The organism is Variovorax sp. OAS795 (assembly GCF_040546685.1).
Classification (GTDB): Bacteria; Pseudomonadota; Gammaproteobacteria; order Burkholderiales; family Burkholderiaceae_C; genus Variovorax.
The window spans coordinates 3,206,213-3,223,406 of sequence record NZ_JBEPOH010000001.1 but is presented as its reverse complement, the minus strand read 5'-3'; the positions used below and the strand labels follow the sequence as shown (position 1 = coordinate 3,223,406).

The following is a 17,194-nucleotide window of genomic DNA, read 5'->3' as shown; positions in this document are numbered from 1 at the left end:
CAACTCATGAGCTCCATCAATTTCATCGGCGGCGAAAAAGGCGGGGTCGGCAAGTCGGTTACCGCGCGCGTATTGGCGCAGTACTTCATCGACCACAGCAAGCCCTTCATCGGCTTCGACACCGACCGTTCGCACAGCTCGTTCACGCGCTTCTACGAAGGCTTTGCATCGCCCATCGTGGTCGACAGTTTCGAGGGACTCGACACCGTGGTGAACGGCTTCGAGAGCAATCCCGCGCAAAGCGTGATCGTCGACCTGGCGGCCCAGACGCTGGCGCCGCTGTCGCGCTGGATCAAGGAATCCGATCTGTTCGACGTGTTCGACGAACTCGGCGTGGCCGTCAACTTCTGGCATGTGCTGGACGACGGCAAGGACTCCACCGACCTGCTCGGCACGCTGATCGACACCTTCGGCAACCGGCCCAACTACATCGTGGTGCAGAACTACGGCCGTGGCAGCGATTTCGGCATGCTGCTGGCGTCGCAGTCGCTCTCCAAGGCAACGGCGAACGGCGCGCGGGTGATCACCCTGCCGCGCCTGCACGAAGCGAGCATGCGCAAGATCGACGCACAGAACACCAGCTTCTGGAAGGCGGTGAACGACCGCGAAGGCGCGCATGCGCTCGGCCTTTTGGAACGCCAGCGCGTGAAGTCGTGGCTGGCCACCGCCTACGCGGCCTTCGATACCCTGCCGCTGTAGCCGTCGGGCTCAGCGGGCGGCCGGGCGCTTGCGCAAAAGCAGCACGAGCAGCAGCACCGCAAGGACGGCAAAGGCGACGAACGACCAGTTCGCCAGCGTCAGGCCGAACAGCGACCAATCGACCTTCGAGCAATCGCCGCCGCCGCGAAAGATCATCGGCAGCGCGCGCTTGAGCGGAAAGGTCTCGATCATCCCGTACAGGTCGCGCCCGCACGACACGACCTCGGGCGGATTCCACTGGAGCCAGCTTTGCGATGCGGCCGTGTAGGCGCCGCCGATGGCCGCCAGCAGCGCGAGACCACCGCCCGTCGACTGCAGGCCCCGGCCGCGGAACACGCCGGCCAAGCCCGTGAAGAGCGCCACCAGCACCAGCGCATAGCGCTGCACGATGCACATGGGGCAAGGCTCCAGGCCCACCACATGCTGCAGGTAAAGGCCGAAAGCCAGCATCAGGACGCAGGCCAGGCAGATCAGCCCGTACGCGCGGCGCGGCGCGCCGAAAAACCAATCGATCAAGGGGAAACCCAATCTTCTTCTACGAACACCCGGGCCTTGCGCGGCGTGGCGACCACTGTGTCGCCCTCGTGCAAGCCCAGTTCACGGAACTGTTGCGCAGGGAGTTGCGCTTCGATGATGGTTCCGGAGCCCGGATTATCTGGATTCGTTTGAGTGGGCTCAAGTTCCAGCCGCGCGATGGGGCCGACGACGATGGCGCGCGACAAGGTGGCCACGATGCCGGTCGCGCCGGGGGCGTAGCGCTCCACCGTGAGGTCGTGCGGGCGCACATAGGCCATGGCCTTGGCGTCGCGCGCACCGCTGTGCTCCGGTGAATCCAGGCGCATGCCGTCGAGCTGCACCGCGCCGTTGTCGGCCCGGCCGTGGAACAGGTTCACGTCGCCCAGGAAGCCGTAGACGAAGGGGCTCGCCGGCTGGTCCCACACCTCCTGCGGTGAACCGACCTGTTCGATGCGCCCCTTGTTGATGACCACCACGCGGTCGGCCACTTCGAGCGCCTCTTCCTGGTCGTGCGTGACGAAGATCGAGGTGACATGCAGCTCGTCGTGCAGCCGGCGCAGCCAGCGGCGCAGTTCCTTGCGCACCTTGGCGTCGAGCGCGCCGAAGGGCTCGTCGAGCAGCAGCACCTTGGGCTCCACCGCCAGAGCACGCGCCAGCGCGATGCGCTGCCGCTGGCCGCCCGAGAGCTGCGACGGATAGCGGTCGGCCAGCCAGTCGAGCTGCACGAGCTTGAGCAGGTCGGTCACCTTCTGCTTGATCTGCGCATCGCTCGGGCGTTCCTTGCGCGGCTTCACGCGCAGGCCGAAGGCCACGTTCTCGAACACCGTCATGTGGCGGAACAGCGCGTAGTGCTGGAACACGAAACCCACCTGACGCTCGCGCACGTGCACATCGGTGGTGTCTTCGCCAGAGAACAGGATGCTGCCGGCGTCGGCCGTTTCCAGGCCCGCGATGATGCGCAGCAGCGTGGTCTTGCCGCAGCCCGAGGGGCCGAGCAGTGCGACGAGCTCGCCCGACTCGACGTCGAGGTTCACGTTGTTCAGGGCCCGGAAGTCGCCGAACTGCTTGCTGATGTTGCGGATTTCGATACTCATGGAATCTCTTCCTCTGCCTTCTTCTGATGACTCCCTCTCCCATGGGGCGAGGGTCGGGGTGAGGGTTCTCCCCTCACCGCGGGACTTTTCAAGCTTGCGTCGGACGCTCCGGCGGCAGTTCGGCAATCGCCTTCATTTCGCGTTCATGGCGCCATTCGATGACCGACTTGATCACCAGCGTGACCAGCGCCAGGATGGCCAGCAGCGAGGCCACGGCGAACGCGGCCACCGATTGGTATTCGTTGTAGAGCACTTCCACATGCAGCGGCATGGTGTTGGTCTGGCCGCGGATGTGGCCCGACACCACCGACACCGCGCCGAACTCGCCCATGGCGCGCGCATTGCAAAGAATCACGCCGTACAGCAGGCCCCACTTGATGTTGGGCAGCGTCACGCGCCAGAAGGTCTGCCAGCCGGTGGCGCCCAGCACGATGGCCGCCTGCTCTTCGTCGGTGCCCTGCGCCTGCATCAGCGGCACGAGTTCGCGCGCGATGAACGGAAAGGTCACGAACACCGTCGCCAGCACGATGCCGGGCACGGCGAAGATGATCTTGATGTCGTGCGCGGCGAGCCAGGGACCGAACCAGCCCTGCGCGCCGAACACCAGCACGTAGATCAGGCCCGCCACCACCGGCGACACTGCGAACGGCAGGTCCACCAGCGTGGTCAGGAAGGCCTTGCCGCGGAACTCGAACTTGGCGATGGCCCACGCCGCGGCAACGCCGAACACCAGGTTCAGCGGCACCGCGATCGCGGCTGTGATCAGCGTGAGGCGGATCGCGCTCCAGGCGTCGGGCTCCTGCAGTGCTTCGAGGTAGGCGCCGACGCCCTTGCGCAAGGCTTCGGTCGCCACGGCCGCAAGGGGCAGCACCAGGAACAGGAACATGAACGCGAGCGCAACGCCGATCAGCGACCAGCGCACCCAGGGCGACTCGGTGGTGCCGGCCTGCGCGCGGCGGATGACTTTGGAAGGAGCACTCATGTCAGGCTCCCGCGCGGCGGCGCTGCCAGGCTTGCAGGCCGTTGATGACCAGCAGCAGCACGAAGGAAATCACCAGCATCACCAGCGCGACCGCCGTGGCGCCCGCGAAGTCGTATTGCTCCAGCTTGCCGATGATGATGAGCGGCGTGATCTCCGAGATCATCGGCATGTTGCCGGCGATGAAGATCACGGAGCCGTATTCGCCGATGGCCCTTGCGAAAGCCATGGCAAAACCCGTGAAGAGCGCCGGCGCGATCGACGGGAAGATCACTTTCGTGAAGGTCTGCAGGCGTGTGGCGCCGAGCGAGGTGGCGGCTTCCTCGAGTTCCTTCTCGGCGTCTTCCAGCACCGGCTGCACCGTGCGAACCACGAACGGCAGCCCGATGAAGATCAGCGCGATGACGATCCCCGCCGGCGTGAACGCCAGCTTGATGCCATGCGGCTCGAGCAGTCGGCCGATCCAGCCGTTGCCCGCGAGCAGTGCCGTCAGCGAGATGCCGGCCACCGCCGTCGGCAGCGCGAACGGCAGGTCGACCAGTGCATCGACGATGCGCTTGCCCGGAAACCTGTAGCGCACCAGCACCCAGGCCACCAGCAGGCCGAATACCGTGTTGACCAGTGCCGCGATCAGCGAGGCACCGAACGTGAGCCGGTACGAAGCCATGACGCGCGGCGCCGTCACGGCCACCCAGAACTGCTCCCAGCTCAGCGTGAAGGTCTTGAAGACCAGCGCCGAGAGCGGAATCAGCACGATCAGGCAAAGGTAGAAAATCGAGAAGCCGAGCGTGATGTGAAAGCCCGGCAGCACCCGCCTTGCGCCCCCGGCACGGTTCACATGCGAAAGCGGCGCTCCCGCGGACGGGAGCGCCGAAGAAACAGCGCCGCTCATTTACTTTGCGCCGGGCGTGTAGAGCTTGTCGAACTGCCCGCCGTCGTTGAAGTGCACCTTCTGCGCATCGCCGAGGCTGCCGAAGAGTTCCTGCACCGTGAACAGCTGCAGCGGCTTGAACGTGGCGGCATGCTTCTTGAGCACGGCTTGCGAGCGCGGGCGCAGCGCATGCTTGGCCGCGATCTCCTGCGCTTCTTCGGAATAGAGCCAGTCGAGGTAGGCCTTGGCGAGTTCGCCGGTGCCCTTCTTCCTGGTCGTGCGCTCGACGATGGCCACCGGGTTCTCGGCCACGATGCTGATCGACGGGTAGACCGAATCGACCTTGCCCGAGCCGAATTCGCGATCGATCGACACCACTTCGGATTCGAAGGTGATGAGCGCATCGCCGATGTTGCGTTGCAGGAAGGCGGTGGTCGCGTCGCGTCCGCCGCGCGCCAGCACCGGCACGTTCTTGAACAGCTTGCCGACGAATTCGGCGGCCTGCGCGTCGGTGCCGCCCTTCTTCTTCACATAGCCCCAGGCCGCAAGGTAGGCATAGCGCCCGTTGCCGCCGGTCTTGGGGTTGACGATCACGACCTGCACGCCGGGCTTGACGAGGTCTTCCCAGTCCTTGATGCCCTTGGGATTGCCGTTGCGCACCAGGAACAGCATGGTCGAGGTGGTCGGCGATGCGTTCTCGGGGAATTGCTTGTTCCAGTCCTTCGCGACCACGCCGGTGTTGGCCAGGAAGTCGATGTCGGTGGAGGTGTTCATGGTCACCACGTCGGCATCGAGGCCGTCGGCCACGGCGCGCGCCTGGGCGCTGGAGCCGCCATGCGACTGGTCGATCTTCACGTCCTTGCCGGTGGTCTTCTTGTAGTGGGCCACGAACGCGGCGTTGTAGTCCTTGTAGAACTCGCGCGCCACGTCGTAGGAGGCGTTCAGCAGCGTGCTGCCCTGCGCGAAGGCGCTGCTGCCTGCGAGTGCGGAAGACGCCAACGCGAGCACGGCGGCGAAGGTCTTGAGTCTGGAAGTCATGAGGTTGCCAAGGTTTCTGAAATTTCACGGCCCGCCGGCCATGCGGCGGGCTCGTCGGTCAACGACTGGAGCAGGGCCAGGCCGAGCGGCCAGTCTCCATGTCCCGAATCGATGTTGATATGGCCCGCATTCTGCATGCGAACGAACTCACTGCCCCAGGCGCGGGAATAGGCGCCGGCCAGGCGGATCGGGCAATACGGATCGTTGCTGCTCGCCACCACGATGCTGCGGTAGGGCAGCGCCGCGTACGGCACCGGTGCGAAGTCGGACAGCACGGCACGGCGCTCCGGGTCGGCCGGCGCCACCAGGAGCGCCCCGCGGATGCGCGAAGCGGCTTCCGCCGGCAGGTGCGCCGTGGCAATGCAGCCCAGGCTGTGGGCCGCAATCACCACCGGGCCGCGACTCTCGAGCACCAGCCTCGCCAGCGTGGCCACCCAGGCCTCGCGCTTGGGCGAGGCCCAGTCGTCCTGCACCACCCGCGCCGCGCCCGGAATGCGCTCTTCCCACAGGCTCTGCCAATGGCCGGGCCCGGAATCGCGCCAGCCCGGCACGATGATCACGGAGGTCTGCATGTCGGCGACGCCCTGCCCCGTTTACTTGTTGGGCTGCGGGGTGATGCGCAGGTAGGGCTTCACGGCCTTGAAGCCCTTGGGAAAGCGCTCGGCGAGCTCTGCCGGGTCCTGGATGCTCGGGATGATCACCACGTCGTCGCCGTCCTTCCAGTTCACCGGCGTGGCCACCTTGTGGCTGTCGGTGAGCTGCAGCGAATCGATCACGCGCAGGATCTCGTCGAAATTGCGGCCGGTGGACGCCGGGTACGTGATGGTCGCGCGGATCACCTTCTTGGGGTCGATGATGAACACGCTGCGCACCGTGGCCGTGGCGGAGGCGTTCGGGTGGATCAGGTCGTACAGGTCGGCCACCTTGCGGTCGTGGTCCGCAACAATGGGAAAGTTCACCGTGGTGTTCTGCGTCTCGTTGATGTCGCCGATCCATTCCTTGTGCTTGGTGGCCGGGTCGACGCTCAACGCAATGGGCTTCACGCCGCGCTTGGCGAATTCGCCGGACAGCGCCGCGGTCTTGCCCAGCTCGGTGGTGCACACGGGCGTGAAATCGGCCGGGTGCGAGAAGAACACCACCCATGAATCGCCGGCCCATTGGTAGAAATCAAGAGGGCCTTCGCTGGAATCCTGGGTGAAATTGGGGGCGGTGTCGCCGAGTCGCAGGGTTGCCATGGTCGCTCCTTGAATGGGATGGGACCTCGGATTGTGCGAAGCACTGCTTCAATGCCAAACGAATATCTACTTGTTTGGTTATGGCATTTTTCGCATAAGGAGCAATGAAACCGGCGTGGCGCAGGCGCTAGTACATGCCCGTCTCGCTCCCATGGAGGTGCTCGGCCAGGAAATCGATCAAGCGGCGCACCGCCGGCACCAGCGCTCTCCGGGCCGGAAAGACCAGATGCGCGATGACCGGCGCCGGCCCCCATTCGGGCAGCACTCTCGCGAGCCGGCCCGCTTCCACCTCGTCGCGGCACATGTAGCCCGGCAGCAAGGTGGCGCCCACGCCTTCGATGGCGGCCAGCTGCAGTGTCGCAAGATCGTCGGCCACGTAGCGCGGGCTGTGCGTGTGCACGTGGACCTCGCTATGGGGGCCCTCGAGGCGCCATTCGCTGCGCCCCTCGTTGTTGGCCGACATGGCGGTCGTGGGCAAGCGCACGAGGTCGGCCGGCGTGTGCACAGGGCCGAGGCGCTTCAAAAGTTCCGGCTTCGCCACGAGGAAGCCGCGGCTCGTTCCCAGGACCTTGGCGACCAGCGTCGTGCTGTCCTCGATGGCCGGCCGCACGCGCAGGGCGATGTCGATGCCCTCCTCGATCAGGTCGACCGGCCTGTTCATCACCCGCAGGTCGACCCGCACGGCCGGATAGAGGGCCATGAACCGGGGCAGCAATTGGCCCAGTCCGCTGTGCACGATGGTGATCGGGCAGCTCACGCGCACCGTGCCGCTCGGCTCGGTCTGCACCTGCGCCACCGCTTCGGCCGCCGCCTGGGCCGCATCGCGCATGGCGGCGGAATGCCGCAGGTAGATCTCCCCGGCCGGCGTGAGCGACAGGCGCCGTGTGCTGCGCTGCATCAGCTGTACGCCGAGCCGTTCCTCGAGCTCCGCCACGCGCCGCGAGAGGCGTGACTTGGGAATGCCCAGGGCGCGGCTGGCCGCCGCAAAGCCGCCGCGCTCTGCCACTTCGGCGAAGAAAACCATGTCGTTGAGGTCTTGCATGGCCCCATTGTCCTGCAAATGGAACGATGAAGTGATTTTTTGCCTACTTATCAATCACTCGCACCAAAAATAGAATTCATCCATCGCCGGCCCACTTCAGCGCCGACTCACCCCAACGAAAGTGACTGACCATGAAGCTGCTCCATATCGACTCCAGCATCCTGAGCGCCCATTCGAGCTCGCGCCTTTTGACGGCCGAGATCGTGTCGGCCTGGAAATCCGCGCATCCCGACACCGCTGTCGAGTACCTCGACCTTGCGACCGACGCACCGTCGCACTTCGGCCCCGACGCCCTCGCCATCAAGACCGGCCTGCAAGCCGAGCCGACCGAAGCCCAGCAGCGCGAAAACGCGCTGTCTGAAAAGCTCGTGAGCCAGTTCCTCGCCTCGGACGTGATCGTCGTGGGTGCGCCGCTCTACAACTTCTCGGTGCCGACCCAGCTCAAGGCCTGGATCGACCGGCTGGCGCAAGTCGGACGCACCTTCAAGTACACCGAGAAGGGCCCCGTCGGCCTGGCCGGCGGCAAGACGGTGATCGTGGCGTCGACCCGCGGCGGCATCTACTCGACCACCGAAGGCGGCCAGGCCGCGGAACACCAGGAGAGCTACCTGAAGGTGGTGTTCGGTTTCTTCGGCATCACCGATGTGCGGTTCGTGCGCGCCGAAGGCCTCGCCATGGGTGACGCACCCAAGGCCGCCGCGCTGGCCGCCGCAAGGGCCGAGATCCTGGTGGCAACGGCTGAAGCCGCCAACCAGAAGAACCTGGCCCAGGCCGCCTGAAGCAGCGTCCGCCACGAGAAGAAAAGCCGCCTCCGGGCGGCTTTTTCACGTCGGTGGCCAAGTGGCGGTGTCAGGCCGCCGAGTGGCGCTTGATCCAGGCCACGTACTTGTCCATCCAGCCCTGCAGGAATTTCTTCGTGCCCTCGTTGCCGATGTGGCCGCGGTCGTCGAACAGACCGTCCTTGAACTGCAGGAATATCTCGGGCGCACCCATCGTCGGGACGTCGAGGTAGGCGAGCACGTTGCGCAGGTGCTGCTGCGCCAGCGCGGTACCGGTGGCGCCCACCGAGATGCCCACGACCGCGGCCGGCTTGTCCGCCCAGGCACTCTGTCCATACGGGCGCGAGGCGTGGTCGATCGCGTTCTTCAGCAGGCCCGGGAACGACCGGTTGTATTCGGGCGTCACGAACAGCAGGCCCTGGGCCGCCGCGATTTCCGTCTTGAGCCGCTTCACCGATGGGGCCTGGTTGCCGTCGTCGTCCTGGTTGTACAGCGGCAGATCGTCGATGGGCAAATGCTCGAACGTGAAGTCCGAAGGCGCAAGGTGTGCCAGCGCGAGGGCCAGCTTCTGGTTGTACGAATCCTTGCGAAGGCTGCCGACGATCACGGCAATTCGGGTCTGGCTCATGAATGAAGCTCCTTGAATGAAGAAGGAAGGGAATGGATGGGGAAAAACAATTATGCGAAGGGGCCATGACCTTTTCCAGGAAAGCTCTTCCGTTCGGCTTTGGCTTTCCCGCGCATGCGAAGCAGGTTCGCGCAATCGCGTGCATCATCGACCGGGTCCTTTCGACTCTGGAGCGAATCAATGCGATTTCTGGTGGTGGGTGCCGGTGCACTCGGTGGGTATTTCGGCGGCCGGCTGCTGGAGGCGGGACGCGACGTGACTTTTCTGCTGCGCGCACGGCGCGCGGCACAGATCGCGAAGACCGGGCTGGTGGTCCAGAGCCCGTTCGGCAACCTGCAACTGCCCTCGCCGCCCCACCTGATGGCCGAGGACATCCGGGCGCCGTTCGACGTGATCGTGGTGGGAAGCAAAGCCTACGACCTCGCGTCGACCATGGATTCTTTCGCGCCCGCCGTCGGGCCGCAGACGGTCATCCTGCCCCTGCTCAACGGCCTGCAGCACATCGACCGGCTGGCCGAGCGCTTCGGCAGCGAGCGCGTGCTGGGCGGCCTTTGCATGATCTCCGCCACGCTGGACGACGATGGCCGCGTGCTGCACCTCAACGACCTGCACGGCCTGGCTTACGGCGAGCGAGCGGGCGGCCGGTCGGCGCGGGTCGACGCCATCCAGGCGCAGTTCGCGGGGGCGAAGTTCGATGCGGTGGCCAGCGACACCATCTCGCAGGACATGTGGGAGAAGTGGGTCTTCATCGCCTCGGCCGCCGGCCTCACGAGTCTCATGCGCGCGTCCATCGGCGACATCGTGGCGGCCGGGGGCCAGGACGTGGCGCTCTCGATCTTCGACGAATGCTGCGCCATCGCCGCGCACAACGGTTTCGCGCCGCGTCCCGCGGCCATCGAGCGTGGCCGCAAGATGATGACCGCAGCGGCATCGCCGATGACGGCCTCCATGTACAAGGACATCGTGCGCGGCACGCCCGTCGAAGCCGACCACATCATCGGCGACCTGCTCCGCCGCGCCGGGCGCACCGGATCGACCGTGCCTTCGGTGCTGCGCACCGCCTATGTCCACCTGAAGGCCTACGAGGCGAAGCGCGCCCGCGAGGCTGCCTGAGTTTTCTTCCCCATGGCCGACACCATTGCATTCCTCCATACGGCGCAGGTCCATGTGCAGACCTTCGAGCGCCTGACGCGCGAGATTGCACCGGACCTCGAGGTGCGCCACCTGGTGAGGGAGGAACTGCTGCACGAAGCGCGCACCACGGGCACTGACAACCCGATGCTCGCTGCACGCGTGCACGAGGCCATGCGCGACGCCGCGTCCGGCGGCGCCGCCGTGGTCGCCTGCACCTGCTCCACCATCGGCGGCCTGGCCGAACAGACCGCCACGGGCGGCGCATTCGCGGCCCAGCGCATCGACCGGGCGATGGCCGACCGCGCGGTGCGATGCGGCCCGCGCGTGCTGGTGGCCGCGGCGCTCGAAAGCACGCTGGAGCCGACGACCGCGCTGATTCTTTCGGCCGCGGCGCGGGCCGGGGTGGGCGTGAAGCCGAGCGTCCTGCTGGTCGAAGAGGCCTGGGCCCATTTCGAGGCCGGGGACCTCACCCGCTACATCGCGGTGCTGGCCAGGGAAATTCGCGCCGCGGCCGTTGCGGCCGATGTCGTGGTGCTGGCACAGGCCTCGATGGCGGCCGTGGCGGCGGACCTGGCGGACATCGGCGTCGAGGTGCTCGGCAGCCCCGGGCCCGGCGTGGCGCACGCGGTGGCCACGTTGCGCGCCTCGCGCACGGCGTGGGCCACCTAGGCCCGCACCCCGTCTAGTCCGACTTGAGGATCGTCTCGCCCTTCAATGCGCCCATGTCGCGGACGTTGAAGCGGTGCCGCTTCCAGCCCTCCCACGTGCGGCGCATGTGGGTGATCGAGATGAAGTAGTAGAGGAACTTGAACATGCCCAGCGCGCGCCACATCGGCGTGCCGCGGTAGATGTCGCCGGCCAGCAGCGACATCAATCCCTCCTTCACGCGGAACGGATTGCCCGGGTGCATGAACATGTCGCGGATCGTCGGGTTGGTCACGCGGTAGATGAACCACGAATACTCTCGCGGTCCCTTGCGCATCATGGCCTCGAAGTCCTTTCGCGCGGGTGCCAGCTCGGCCGGCTTGTCGAGGGCCGTGGCCACCAGTTGGGCACCGTCGAAGGCGCTGTGCATGGCAAGGTACACGCCCGACGAGAACATCGGGTCGATGAAGGTGAAGGCATCGCCCAGCATCAGGTAGCGGTCGCCCGTGGCATGGGTGCTCGAGTACGAGAAATTGCCCGTGGCATGCACGGCGTCATCCACCAGCGTGGCGTTCCTGAGCCGCTCCACCAGCACCGGGCACAGGCCGATGGTGTCGTAGAAGAAGTCCTTCAGCGGCTTGTCGCGCGTCTTCAGGTAGTAGGGCCAGCAGACCGCACCCACGCTCGTGGTGCCATCGGCCAGCGGAATGAACCAGAACCAGCCATGCGGGAACCAGCAGATGCTGATGTTGCCTTCCTTCTTGCCTTCGAGCCGTTCGGCGTTGGTGAAGTGGCCGAACAGCGCCGTGCTGTTGTGGTCCGGATTCTTTTCCTTGCAGCGGAATTTGTTGGCCAGCAGAGTGTCGCGGCCCGTGGCGTCCACCACGAAGCGGGCGCGCCAGCTGCGCCTGGCACCGTCGTCCATCTCGGCCTGCACCGTCGCGCCGTCGGCATCGAAGGCCACATCGCGCACCTTGCAGCCTTCGATGGTCTGCGCGCCGCGCGTGGCGGCATTGCGGAACAGCAGCTCGTCGAGGTCCGAGCGGCGCACCTGCCAGGCGGAGTCGAGCGCCTTGTCCCAGCCCTCGGAGAAATCCACGTAGCTGCGGTGCTCATGTTCCGGTGAGACGAACTCGATGCCGAACTTGGGCATGCCGATCTTCTCGACCTGGTCGCGTACGCCGAGCTTTTCGAAAAGCTCCACGTTCGCCGGCAACAGCGATTCGCCGATGTGAAAGCGCGGGTGATGCGCCTTTTCGAGCAGCACCACTTGGCGGCCCTGCTGCGCGAGCAGCGCCGAGATCGTGGAACCCGCGGGCCCGCCGCCGATCACGAGCACATCGCAGGACTCCTCCGTGGCAGGAGGCATCGAGGGGGCGGAGGAAACGGCTTGAGGCAAGGACATGCGGGTGCAAGCGACAGTGTTGAGACCGGCGAAGCATAGCGCGGACGGAACCGACCGGATTCCGGCGCCCCGCCGGCCCCCTACGGCCCATTGGCCCGGGGTGCGTTCTGGAGGCTGGCCTGCGTCACGCTGGCGCCCGGCTTCACGTCCTCGGTGATCCACACGTTGCCGCCGATCACGGCGCCCTTGCCCAGTGTCACGCGGCCCAGGATGGTTGCGCCGGCGTAGATCACCACGTCGTCCTCCACCACGGGATGGCGCGGCAGGCCCTTCTGCAGGTTGCCTTCGGCATCCGTCGGAAAGCGCTTGGCGCCCAGCGTCACGGCCTGGTACAGGCGCACGCGCTTGCCGATGACCGCCGTCTCGCCGATCACGACGCCCGTGCCGTGGTCCATGAAGAAGCCGGCGCCGATCTGCGCGCCGGGGTGGATGTCGATCCCCGTCTGCGCGTGCGCCAGCTCGGCCACGATGCGCGCCAGCAGCGGCAGGTCGAGCTGGTAGAGCCGGTGCGCAAACCGGTGGTTGATCATCGCGAGCACGCCGGGGTAGCACAGCAGCACCTCGTCGACGCTGCGGGCGGCCGGGTCGCCCTGGTAGGCCGCGAGCACGTCGCTGTCGAGCAGGCGGCGCAGTTCCGGCAGCGTGCCCGCGAACTGGCGCACCGCTTCCGTCGCCGTCTCGTCGATCTCGCTGGCCGAGCGCGGCTGGCGGCGCGCATTGAAGTTCAATTCGAGCCGAGCCTGCACCAGCAGCGACTGCAAGGCGGTGTTCAGCGTGTGGCCGACGTAGAAGTCCTCGCTCTCGTGGCGCAGCTCGGGGGGACCGAGCCGCATCGGGAACAGCGCGCCCTTGAGCAGTTCCACGATCTGGGCAAGCGCGTCGCGGGACGGGAATTCGCGCGCGCCGGGCTCGCGCGAGCGGCCCTGGGAATCGCGCCACTCGTCGCGCGCGTCGTGCAGCGCGCGCACGATCGTGCTGACTTCGAAATTGACCATGGTTTTCTCCGGGCGTTGTAGCCAATACTTTAGAGCAGACTTAAATGTCAGATCACCTATTAGTTGAATCCTGACAGCTTTGACGTTCTGCGTCCGAGGATGGGGATCGACTGCGCCGGCATCTTGGACGATTGAAGTACTGCCCTCGCCTGAGATTCGGAGATTTGTGCGCCACAGCCGCTAGTCAAACTCATCGGGTTGGTCTGTCGATTGCTGCTCGCCCTTCGGCTCTCTGCATACAAGAACCAACATAAGCACATGCGATGCAACCACGAAAATTAATGACGCTGCTCCCAACCATCGCTCGGGCGATCCCCATCGCCAGTTGCGAAGATCATTGAAATGAACGATGCCAAGTATTGCTAGGGCAATCAAAGGAACGAGCATCAGCACCGCAATAGCGCCGTGGGAAGCCACCAAGGCGAGTTTCGATCCCTCTCCGTACTTCGAGCCTTTCGGCCGCTCGCAGGTTTCACTGTGCTCCTTGTGCGATTGCTTGGTCGATGTCTTTTTTGCCACTCCGAATCCACCCTAAATAGTACTGGGAGAGATTCTGGCCGGCTGGCCGGGTTAATTCAGTTATCACCTGATGTCAATAGTTAACTGGTCAGGTCAGCTCATGATTTCTCTTGAAATCCCGGTCAAAGTTCCCACGAACAAAGGCGCAGGCAAAAAAAACCCGGCGCCACAAACGGCGCCGGGTGGTCGCGGGCCCGAGGGTCCGTCAGAGCTTCGCGATCGAAACCTCCGTCGACTTGACGAGCGCCACCACGTCGGAGCCGACCTTGAGCTGCAGCTCGTCGACCGAGCGCGTGGTGATGACCGAGGTCACGATGCCCCAGGCGGTTTCGACGTCGACTTCGGAGACGACGTCGCCGCGGATGATTTCGCGGACCTTGCCCTTGAACTGGTTGCGCACGTTGATGGCTTGGATGGACATGAGGTTTTCTCTTTCGGGTTGCAGGTTCGGATGGAAATGAATGAAATGGAAGCGGTCCGGATCACGCCGCAGCGGCGGCCAGCGCCACGTCGAGGTCGGCGATCAGGTCATCGATGTGCTCGATGCCGACCGACAGCCGCACGGTGTCTTCGGTCACACCGGCGCGTGCCAGCTCTTCCGGCGAGAGCTGCCGGTGCGTGGTCGAGGCCGGGTGGGTGGCCAGCGAGCGCACGTCGCCGATGTTCACGAGGCGCGTGAAGAGCTTCAGCGCGTCGAGGAACTTCGCCCCGCCCTCGCGGCCGCTGCCGATGCCGAAGGTCAGCACGCCGCTGGACTTGCCGCCGAAGTACTTCTTCGCGAGTGCATGGTCGGGATGGTCTTCGAGCGCGGCATAGTTGACCCAGTTCACGGCCTTGTGCGTCTTCAGGTGCTGCGCGACCGCGAGCGCATTGCTGCTGATGCGGTCCATGCGCAGCGCGAGCGTCTCGATGCCCTGCAGGATGAGGAAGGCGTTGAACGGCGAGATGGCCGCCCCCGTGTTGCGCAGCGGCACCACGCGTGCACGGCCGATGTAGGCAGCCGGGCCCAGCGCCTCGGTGTAGACCACGCCGTGGTAGCTCACGTCGGGCTCGTTCAGGCGCCTGAAACGCGCCTTGTGCTCGGCCCAGGGGAACTTGCCCGAATCCACAATGGCGCCGCCGATGCTCGTGCCGTGGCCGCCCAGGTACTTGGTGAGGGAGTGCACCACGATGTCCGCGCCATGCTCGATCGGCCGGCTCAGGTACGGCGAAGGCACGGTGTTGTCCACGATCAGCGGCACGCCGTGGCGGTGCGCGATCTCGGCGATGGCTGCGATGTCGGTCACGTTGCCGGCGGGGTTGCCGAGCGACTCGACGAACACCGCCTTGGTCTTCTCGTCGAAGAGCTTCTCGAAGCTCTTCGGATCCCGGTGGTCCGCGAAGCGCGTCGTGATGCCGAACTGCGGCAGCGTGTGGGCGAACAGGTTGTAGGTGCCGCCATAGAGCGCGGTGCTGCTGACGATGTTGTCGCCCGCCTCCGCAATGGTCTGGATCGCATAGGTCACCGCGGCCTGGCCCGAGGCCAGCGCCAGCGCCGCGATGCCGCCTTCGAGCGCGGCCACGCGCTGCTCGAGCACGTCCTGCGTCGGGTTGTTGATGCGGGTGTAGATGTTGCCCGGCACCTTCAGGTCGAACAGGTCGGCGCCGTGCTGGGCACTGTCGAACGCATAGGCCACCGTCTGGTAGATGGGCGGCGCCACGGCGCGCGTGGTCGGTTCCGGCGAGTAGCCGGCGTGCACCGACAGGGTTTCGAATTTCCAGTTCTGCGACATGCGATGGCTTTCCCGTTGTTGTGGATGAAAGGATTCAGATGGCCCAGCGCAGCGTGTGCGCGGAGGGCTGCAGCCAGCTCGCATCCGTGCCGGGCGCCTCGGGCTCTCCGGCCTTCTGCAGCACGCGGTCGAGAATGCGTTTCTCGATGGCGGCAAACGCCGGATCGCCCTGGGAGCGCGGCCGTGCGAGCGCGATGTTTTCGTCCAGCGCAATACGGCCGTCCTCGATCAGGATCACCCGGTCGGCCAGCGCCACGGCCTCCTGCACGTCGTGCGTGACCAGCAGCGCAGTGAAGCGGTGCTGTTGCCAGAGGTCTTCGATGAGCCGGTGCATCTCGATGCGGGTCAACGCGTCGAGCGCACCCAGCGGCTCGTCGAGCAGCAGCAGGCGCGGGTGGTGCACCAGGGCGCGCGCCAGCGAGACGCGCTGGCGCTGTCCGCCCGACAGCCGCGCCGGCCACTCGTTCTCGCGGTCGGCCAGGCCCACCTGCGCAAGCACCTCCTTGCCGCGCGCCTTGGCTTCGGCGGGCAGGCCCAGCGTCACGTTGTCGAGCACGCGGCGCCAGGGCAAGAGGCGCGCCTCCTGGAACATGATCCGCGTGTCGTGGTGCAGGCCATCGATCGCCTTGCCGTCGGTGTAGAGGCCGCCGGAGCTGGCTTCCTCGAGCCCGGCGATGAGCCGCAGCAGCGTGCTCTTGCCGCAGCCGCTGCGTCCCACGATGGCGATGAACTGGCCCGGCTCGATGGCGAGCTGCGTGTTGCGCAGCACATCGCGCTCGCCGTAGCGCTTGTGCAGGCCGCGCGCCTCGAGGCGCACGCCGCCTGCGATGGCCGATGGCTGGATGTCTTTCAGAACGGCACTCATGATGATTTCGGGTTCGGTTGGAACAGCGCCACGTCGAGCGCGTTGATTTTTCGGGGCAGCAGCTTCTCGGCAAAGAAGGTATCGGCAATGCGCTGCTGCTCGGTCAGCGCCTCGGCCACCACGGGCCGCACCGCATAGCTGCGGCGCGCATTGGCCTGTTCGATGGTCGCGGCGTCGAGCCCCCAGACCGGCGACAGCAGCGCCGCCGCTTCCCTCGGGTTCTGCTTGACCCACCGGCCGGTTTTCTCGAGCTCCGCATACACCACGCGCAGCACGTCCGGACGCGCCTTCGCGAACTTGGTGCTGGCAAGGTAGTAGCGCTGGTACGAGGCGATGCCCGTGCCATCGGCCAGCACGCGCACCTTCGCCTGGCGCTGCGCCGCGGCAAGGAACGGGTCCCAGACCACCCAGGCATCGATGGCGCCGCGCTCGAATGCGGCCCGGCCATCGGCCGGCGTCAGGTAGGCGGGATCGATGTCCCTGAAAGAAAGGCCGGCTTTCTCCAGTGCCGCGATCAGCAGGTAGTGCGCCCCGGCCGCCTTGGCGAACCCGATCTTCCTTCCTTTCAGGTCGGCGACCGATCGGAGCGGCGAATCTTCCCGCACGAGGATGGCCTGTGCGGCGGGCGAAGGCGCCTCTTGCGCGACGAAGGTCAGGTCGGCGCCGGCAGCCTGCGCGAACACCGGCACCGTGTCGGCGACGTCGGCGCTGATGTCGAGGTTGTCGAGGTTCAGCGCCTCGAGCAGTGGCAGGCCGCTGGTGAATTCATGCCAGCTCGGTACGGCATTGAGCGTGGCGAGCTGCTTTTCCAGCGTGCCCTGCACCTTCAGCAAGGCGATCAGTGTGGAGGACTTCTGGTAGCCGAGCCGCACCGTGGCAGGCCGCGCCGTCGCGCCCTGGGCCAGCACCGCGCCAGCACTCCATGCGCTCAAGGCCACGATCGCCGTGCGGCGTGTGATGGAAGAGGTAGTCATCTGC

Annotated in this window: 20 protein-coding genes; 4 read left to right on the top strand and 16 right to left on the bottom strand. The window is 66.0% G+C overall.

Features of this window, described 5'->3' with window-relative positions:
• Positions 1–6: 6 nt before the first annotated feature.
• Complete coding sequence (locus ABID97_RS15595; protein ID WP_354399354.1) at positions 7–699, top strand: P-loop NTPase family protein; 693 nt, start codon at positions 7–9, stop codon at positions 697–699.
• 9 nt (positions 700–708) lie between these two features.
• Here ABID97_RS15595 and ABID97_RS15590 read toward each other — a convergent pair whose 3' ends face one another.
• From ABID97_RS15590 to ABID97_RS15555, 8 genes are all read right to left on the bottom strand, one after another.
• On the bottom strand, positions 709–1,215 hold the full coding sequence (locus ABID97_RS15590; protein ID WP_354399353.1) for a disulfide bond formation protein B: 507 nt from the start codon (positions 1,213–1,215) through the stop codon (positions 709–711).
• A complete protein-coding gene (locus tag ABID97_RS15585) occupies positions 1,212–2,309 on the bottom strand; it encodes a sulfate/molybdate ABC transporter ATP-binding protein (RefSeq protein ID WP_354399352.1) in 1,098 nt (365 codons plus the stop codon). The genes ABID97_RS15590 and ABID97_RS15585 overlap by 4 nt, the downstream gene beginning before the upstream one ends.
• A gap of 88 nt (positions 2,310–2,397) precedes the next feature.
• The gene (cysW, locus tag ABID97_RS15580; RefSeq protein WP_354399351.1) at positions 2,398–3,291 is read right to left on the bottom strand and encodes a sulfate ABC transporter permease subunit CysW; all 894 of its coding nucleotides are present in this window, start codon (positions 3,289–3,291) and stop codon (positions 2,398–2,400) included.
• A 1-nt stretch (position 3,292) separates the two neighbouring features.
• Complete coding sequence (gene cysT, locus ABID97_RS15575) at positions 3,293–4,180, bottom strand: sulfate ABC transporter permease subunit CysT (protein WP_354399350.1); 888 nt, start codon at positions 4,178–4,180, stop codon at positions 3,293–3,295.
• The gene (locus ABID97_RS15570; RefSeq protein WP_354399349.1) at positions 4,181–5,197 is read right to left on the bottom strand and encodes a sulfate ABC transporter substrate-binding protein; all 1,017 of its coding nucleotides are present in this window, start codon (positions 5,195–5,197) and stop codon (positions 4,181–4,183) included. It lies immediately after the preceding gene.
• Complete coding sequence (locus ABID97_RS15565) at positions 5,194–5,769, bottom strand: RBBP9/YdeN family alpha/beta hydrolase (protein WP_354399348.1); 576 nt, start codon at positions 5,767–5,769, stop codon at positions 5,194–5,196. Before ABID97_RS15565 ends, ABID97_RS15570 begins: the two co-directional genes overlap by 4 nt.
• A 21-nt stretch (positions 5,770–5,790) precedes the next feature.
• Positions 5,791–6,432: a peroxiredoxin gene (locus ABID97_RS15560; RefSeq protein WP_258506056.1), complete on the bottom strand. Its 642-nt coding sequence runs from the start codon at positions 6,430–6,432 to the stop codon at positions 5,791–5,793.
• A 127-nt stretch (positions 6,433–6,559) separates the two neighbouring features.
• Positions 6,560–7,474: a LysR family transcriptional regulator gene (locus tag ABID97_RS15555; RefSeq protein WP_354399347.1), complete on the bottom strand. Its 915-nt coding sequence runs from the start codon at positions 7,472–7,474 to the stop codon at positions 6,560–6,562.
• A gap of 131 nt (positions 7,475–7,605) precedes the next feature.
• Between ABID97_RS15555 and ABID97_RS15550 the strand changes: the two genes are divergently transcribed.
• Positions 7,606–8,253, top strand: coding sequence for an FMN-dependent NADH-azoreductase (locus ABID97_RS15550; RefSeq protein WP_354399346.1), 648 nt, complete (start codon positions 7,606–7,608; stop codon positions 8,251–8,253).
• Between the two features lie 70 nt (positions 8,254–8,323).
• Here ABID97_RS15550 and ABID97_RS15545 read toward each other — a convergent pair whose 3' ends face one another.
• Positions 8,324–8,881, bottom strand: coding sequence for an NADPH-dependent FMN reductase (locus ABID97_RS15545; RefSeq protein WP_354399345.1), 558 nt, complete (start codon positions 8,879–8,881; stop codon positions 8,324–8,326).
• A gap of 180 nt (positions 8,882–9,061) precedes the next feature.
• Here ABID97_RS15545 and panE point away from each other — a divergent pair, with 180 nt between their 5' ends.
• Positions 9,062–9,994 carry a 2-dehydropantoate 2-reductase gene (gene panE / locus ABID97_RS15540; RefSeq protein ID WP_354399344.1) on the top strand — a complete coding sequence of 311 codons (933 nt, stop codon included), beginning with the start codon at positions 9,062–9,064 and terminating at the stop codon, positions 9,992–9,994.
• A gap of 12 nt (positions 9,995–10,006) precedes the next feature.
• Entirely contained in the window at positions 10,007–10,684 is a 678-nt protein-coding gene (locus ABID97_RS15535) for an Asp/Glu/hydantoin racemase (protein WP_354399343.1), read from the top strand.
• A gap of 13 nt (positions 10,685–10,697) precedes the next feature.
• Here the strand turns inward: ABID97_RS15535 and ABID97_RS15530 are convergent, their stop codons facing one another.
• From ABID97_RS15530 to ABID97_RS15500, 7 genes are all read right to left on the bottom strand, one after another.
• A complete protein-coding gene (locus ABID97_RS15530; RefSeq protein ID WP_354399342.1) occupies positions 10,698–12,065 on the bottom strand; it encodes an NAD(P)/FAD-dependent oxidoreductase in 1,368 nt (455 codons plus the stop codon).
• A gap of 80 nt (positions 12,066–12,145) precedes the next feature.
• Positions 12,146–13,060 carry a serine O-acetyltransferase EpsC gene (epsC, locus tag ABID97_RS15525; protein WP_354399341.1) on the bottom strand — a complete coding sequence of 305 codons (915 nt, stop codon included), beginning with the start codon at positions 13,058–13,060 and terminating at the stop codon, positions 12,146–12,148.
• Positions 13,061–13,240: 180 nt separating this feature from the next.
• Entirely contained in the window at positions 13,241–13,579 is a 339-nt protein-coding gene (locus ABID97_RS15520) for a hypothetical protein (RefSeq protein ID WP_354399340.1), read from the bottom strand.
• Between the two features lie 205 nt (positions 13,580–13,784).
• Positions 13,785–14,000 carry a TOBE domain-containing protein gene (locus ABID97_RS15515; RefSeq protein ID WP_007829250.1) on the bottom strand — a complete coding sequence of 72 codons (216 nt, stop codon included), beginning with the start codon at positions 13,998–14,000 and terminating at the stop codon, positions 13,785–13,787.
• A 61-nt stretch (positions 14,001–14,061) separates the two neighbouring features.
• Positions 14,062–15,351 carry an O-acetylhomoserine aminocarboxypropyltransferase/cysteine synthase family protein gene (locus tag ABID97_RS15510; protein WP_354399339.1) on the bottom strand — a complete coding sequence of 430 codons (1,290 nt, stop codon included), beginning with the start codon at positions 15,349–15,351 and terminating at the stop codon, positions 14,062–14,064.
• A 34-nt stretch (positions 15,352–15,385) separates the two neighbouring features.
• Complete coding sequence (locus ABID97_RS15505; RefSeq protein WP_354399338.1) at positions 15,386–16,216, bottom strand: ATP-binding cassette domain-containing protein; 831 nt, start codon at positions 16,214–16,216, stop codon at positions 15,386–15,388.
• Complete coding sequence (locus ABID97_RS15500) at positions 16,213–17,190, bottom strand: aliphatic sulfonate ABC transporter substrate-binding protein (RefSeq protein WP_354399337.1); 978 nt, start codon at positions 17,188–17,190, stop codon at positions 16,213–16,215. Before ABID97_RS15500 ends, ABID97_RS15505 begins: the two co-directional genes overlap by 4 nt.
• Positions 17,191–17,194: the final 4 nt, after the last annotated feature.

Bases quoted from the DNA above. Each gene is read 5' to 3' on its own strand.
- epsC (WP_354399341.1), bottom strand. From the start codon at position 13,060: ATGGTCAATTTCGAAGTCAGCACGATCGTGCGCGCGCTGCACGACGCG.
- ABID97_RS15535 (WP_354399343.1), top strand. From the start codon at position 10,007: ATGGCCGACACCATTGCATTCCTCCATACGGCGCAGGTCCATGTGCAG.
- ABID97_RS15510 (WP_354399339.1), bottom strand. From the start codon at position 15,351: ATGTCGCAGAACTGGAAATTCGAAACCCTGTCGGTGCACGCCGGCTAC.
- ABID97_RS15560 (WP_258506056.1), bottom strand. From the start codon at position 6,432: ATGGCAACCCTGCGACTCGGCGACACCGCCCCCAATTTCACCCAGGAT.
- cysW (WP_354399351.1), bottom strand. From the start codon at position 3,291: ATGAGTGCTCCTTCCAAAGTCATCCGCCGCGCGCAGGCCGGCACCACC.
- panE (WP_354399344.1), top strand. From the start codon at position 9,062: ATGCGATTTCTGGTGGTGGGTGCCGGTGCACTCGGTGGGTATTTCGGC.
- ABID97_RS15545 (WP_354399345.1), bottom strand. From the start codon at position 8,881: ATGAGCCAGACCCGAATTGCCGTGATCGTCGGCAGCCTTCGCAAGGAT.
- ABID97_RS15555 (WP_354399347.1), bottom strand. From the start codon at position 7,474: ATGCAAGACCTCAACGACATGGTTTTCTTCGCCGAAGTGGCAGAGCGC.
- ABID97_RS15515 (WP_007829250.1), bottom strand. From the start codon at position 14,000: ATGTCCATCCAAGCCATCAACGTGCGCAACCAGTTCAAGGGCAAGGTC.
- ABID97_RS15585 (WP_354399352.1), bottom strand. From the start codon at position 2,309: ATGAGTATCGAAATCCGCAACATCAGCAAGCAGTTCGGCGACTTCCGG.
- cysT (WP_354399350.1), bottom strand. From the start codon at position 4,180: ATGAGCGGCGCTGTTTCTTCGGCGCTCCCGTCCGCGGGAGCGCCGCTT.
- ABID97_RS15505 (WP_354399338.1), bottom strand. From the start codon at position 16,216: ATGAGTGCCGTTCTGAAAGACATCCAGCCATCGGCCATCGCAGGCGGC.
- ABID97_RS15530 (WP_354399342.1), bottom strand. From the start codon at position 12,065: ATGTCCTTGCCTCAAGCCGTTTCCTCCGCCCCCTCGATGCCTCCTGCC.
- ABID97_RS15570 (WP_354399349.1), bottom strand. From the start codon at position 5,197: ATGACTTCCAGACTCAAGACCTTCGCCGCCGTGCTCGCGTTGGCGTCT.
- ABID97_RS15595 (WP_354399354.1), top strand. From the start codon at position 7: ATGAGCTCCATCAATTTCATCGGCGGCGAAAAAGGCGGGGTCGGCAAG.
- ABID97_RS15500 (WP_354399337.1), bottom strand. From the start codon at position 17,190: ATGACTACCTCTTCCATCACACGCCGCACGGCGATCGTGGCCTTGAGC.
- ABID97_RS15565 (WP_354399348.1), bottom strand. From the start codon at position 5,769: ATGCAGACCTCCGTGATCATCGTGCCGGGCTGGCGCGATTCCGGGCCC.
- ABID97_RS15550 (WP_354399346.1), top strand. From the start codon at position 7,606: ATGAAGCTGCTCCATATCGACTCCAGCATCCTGAGCGCCCATTCGAGC.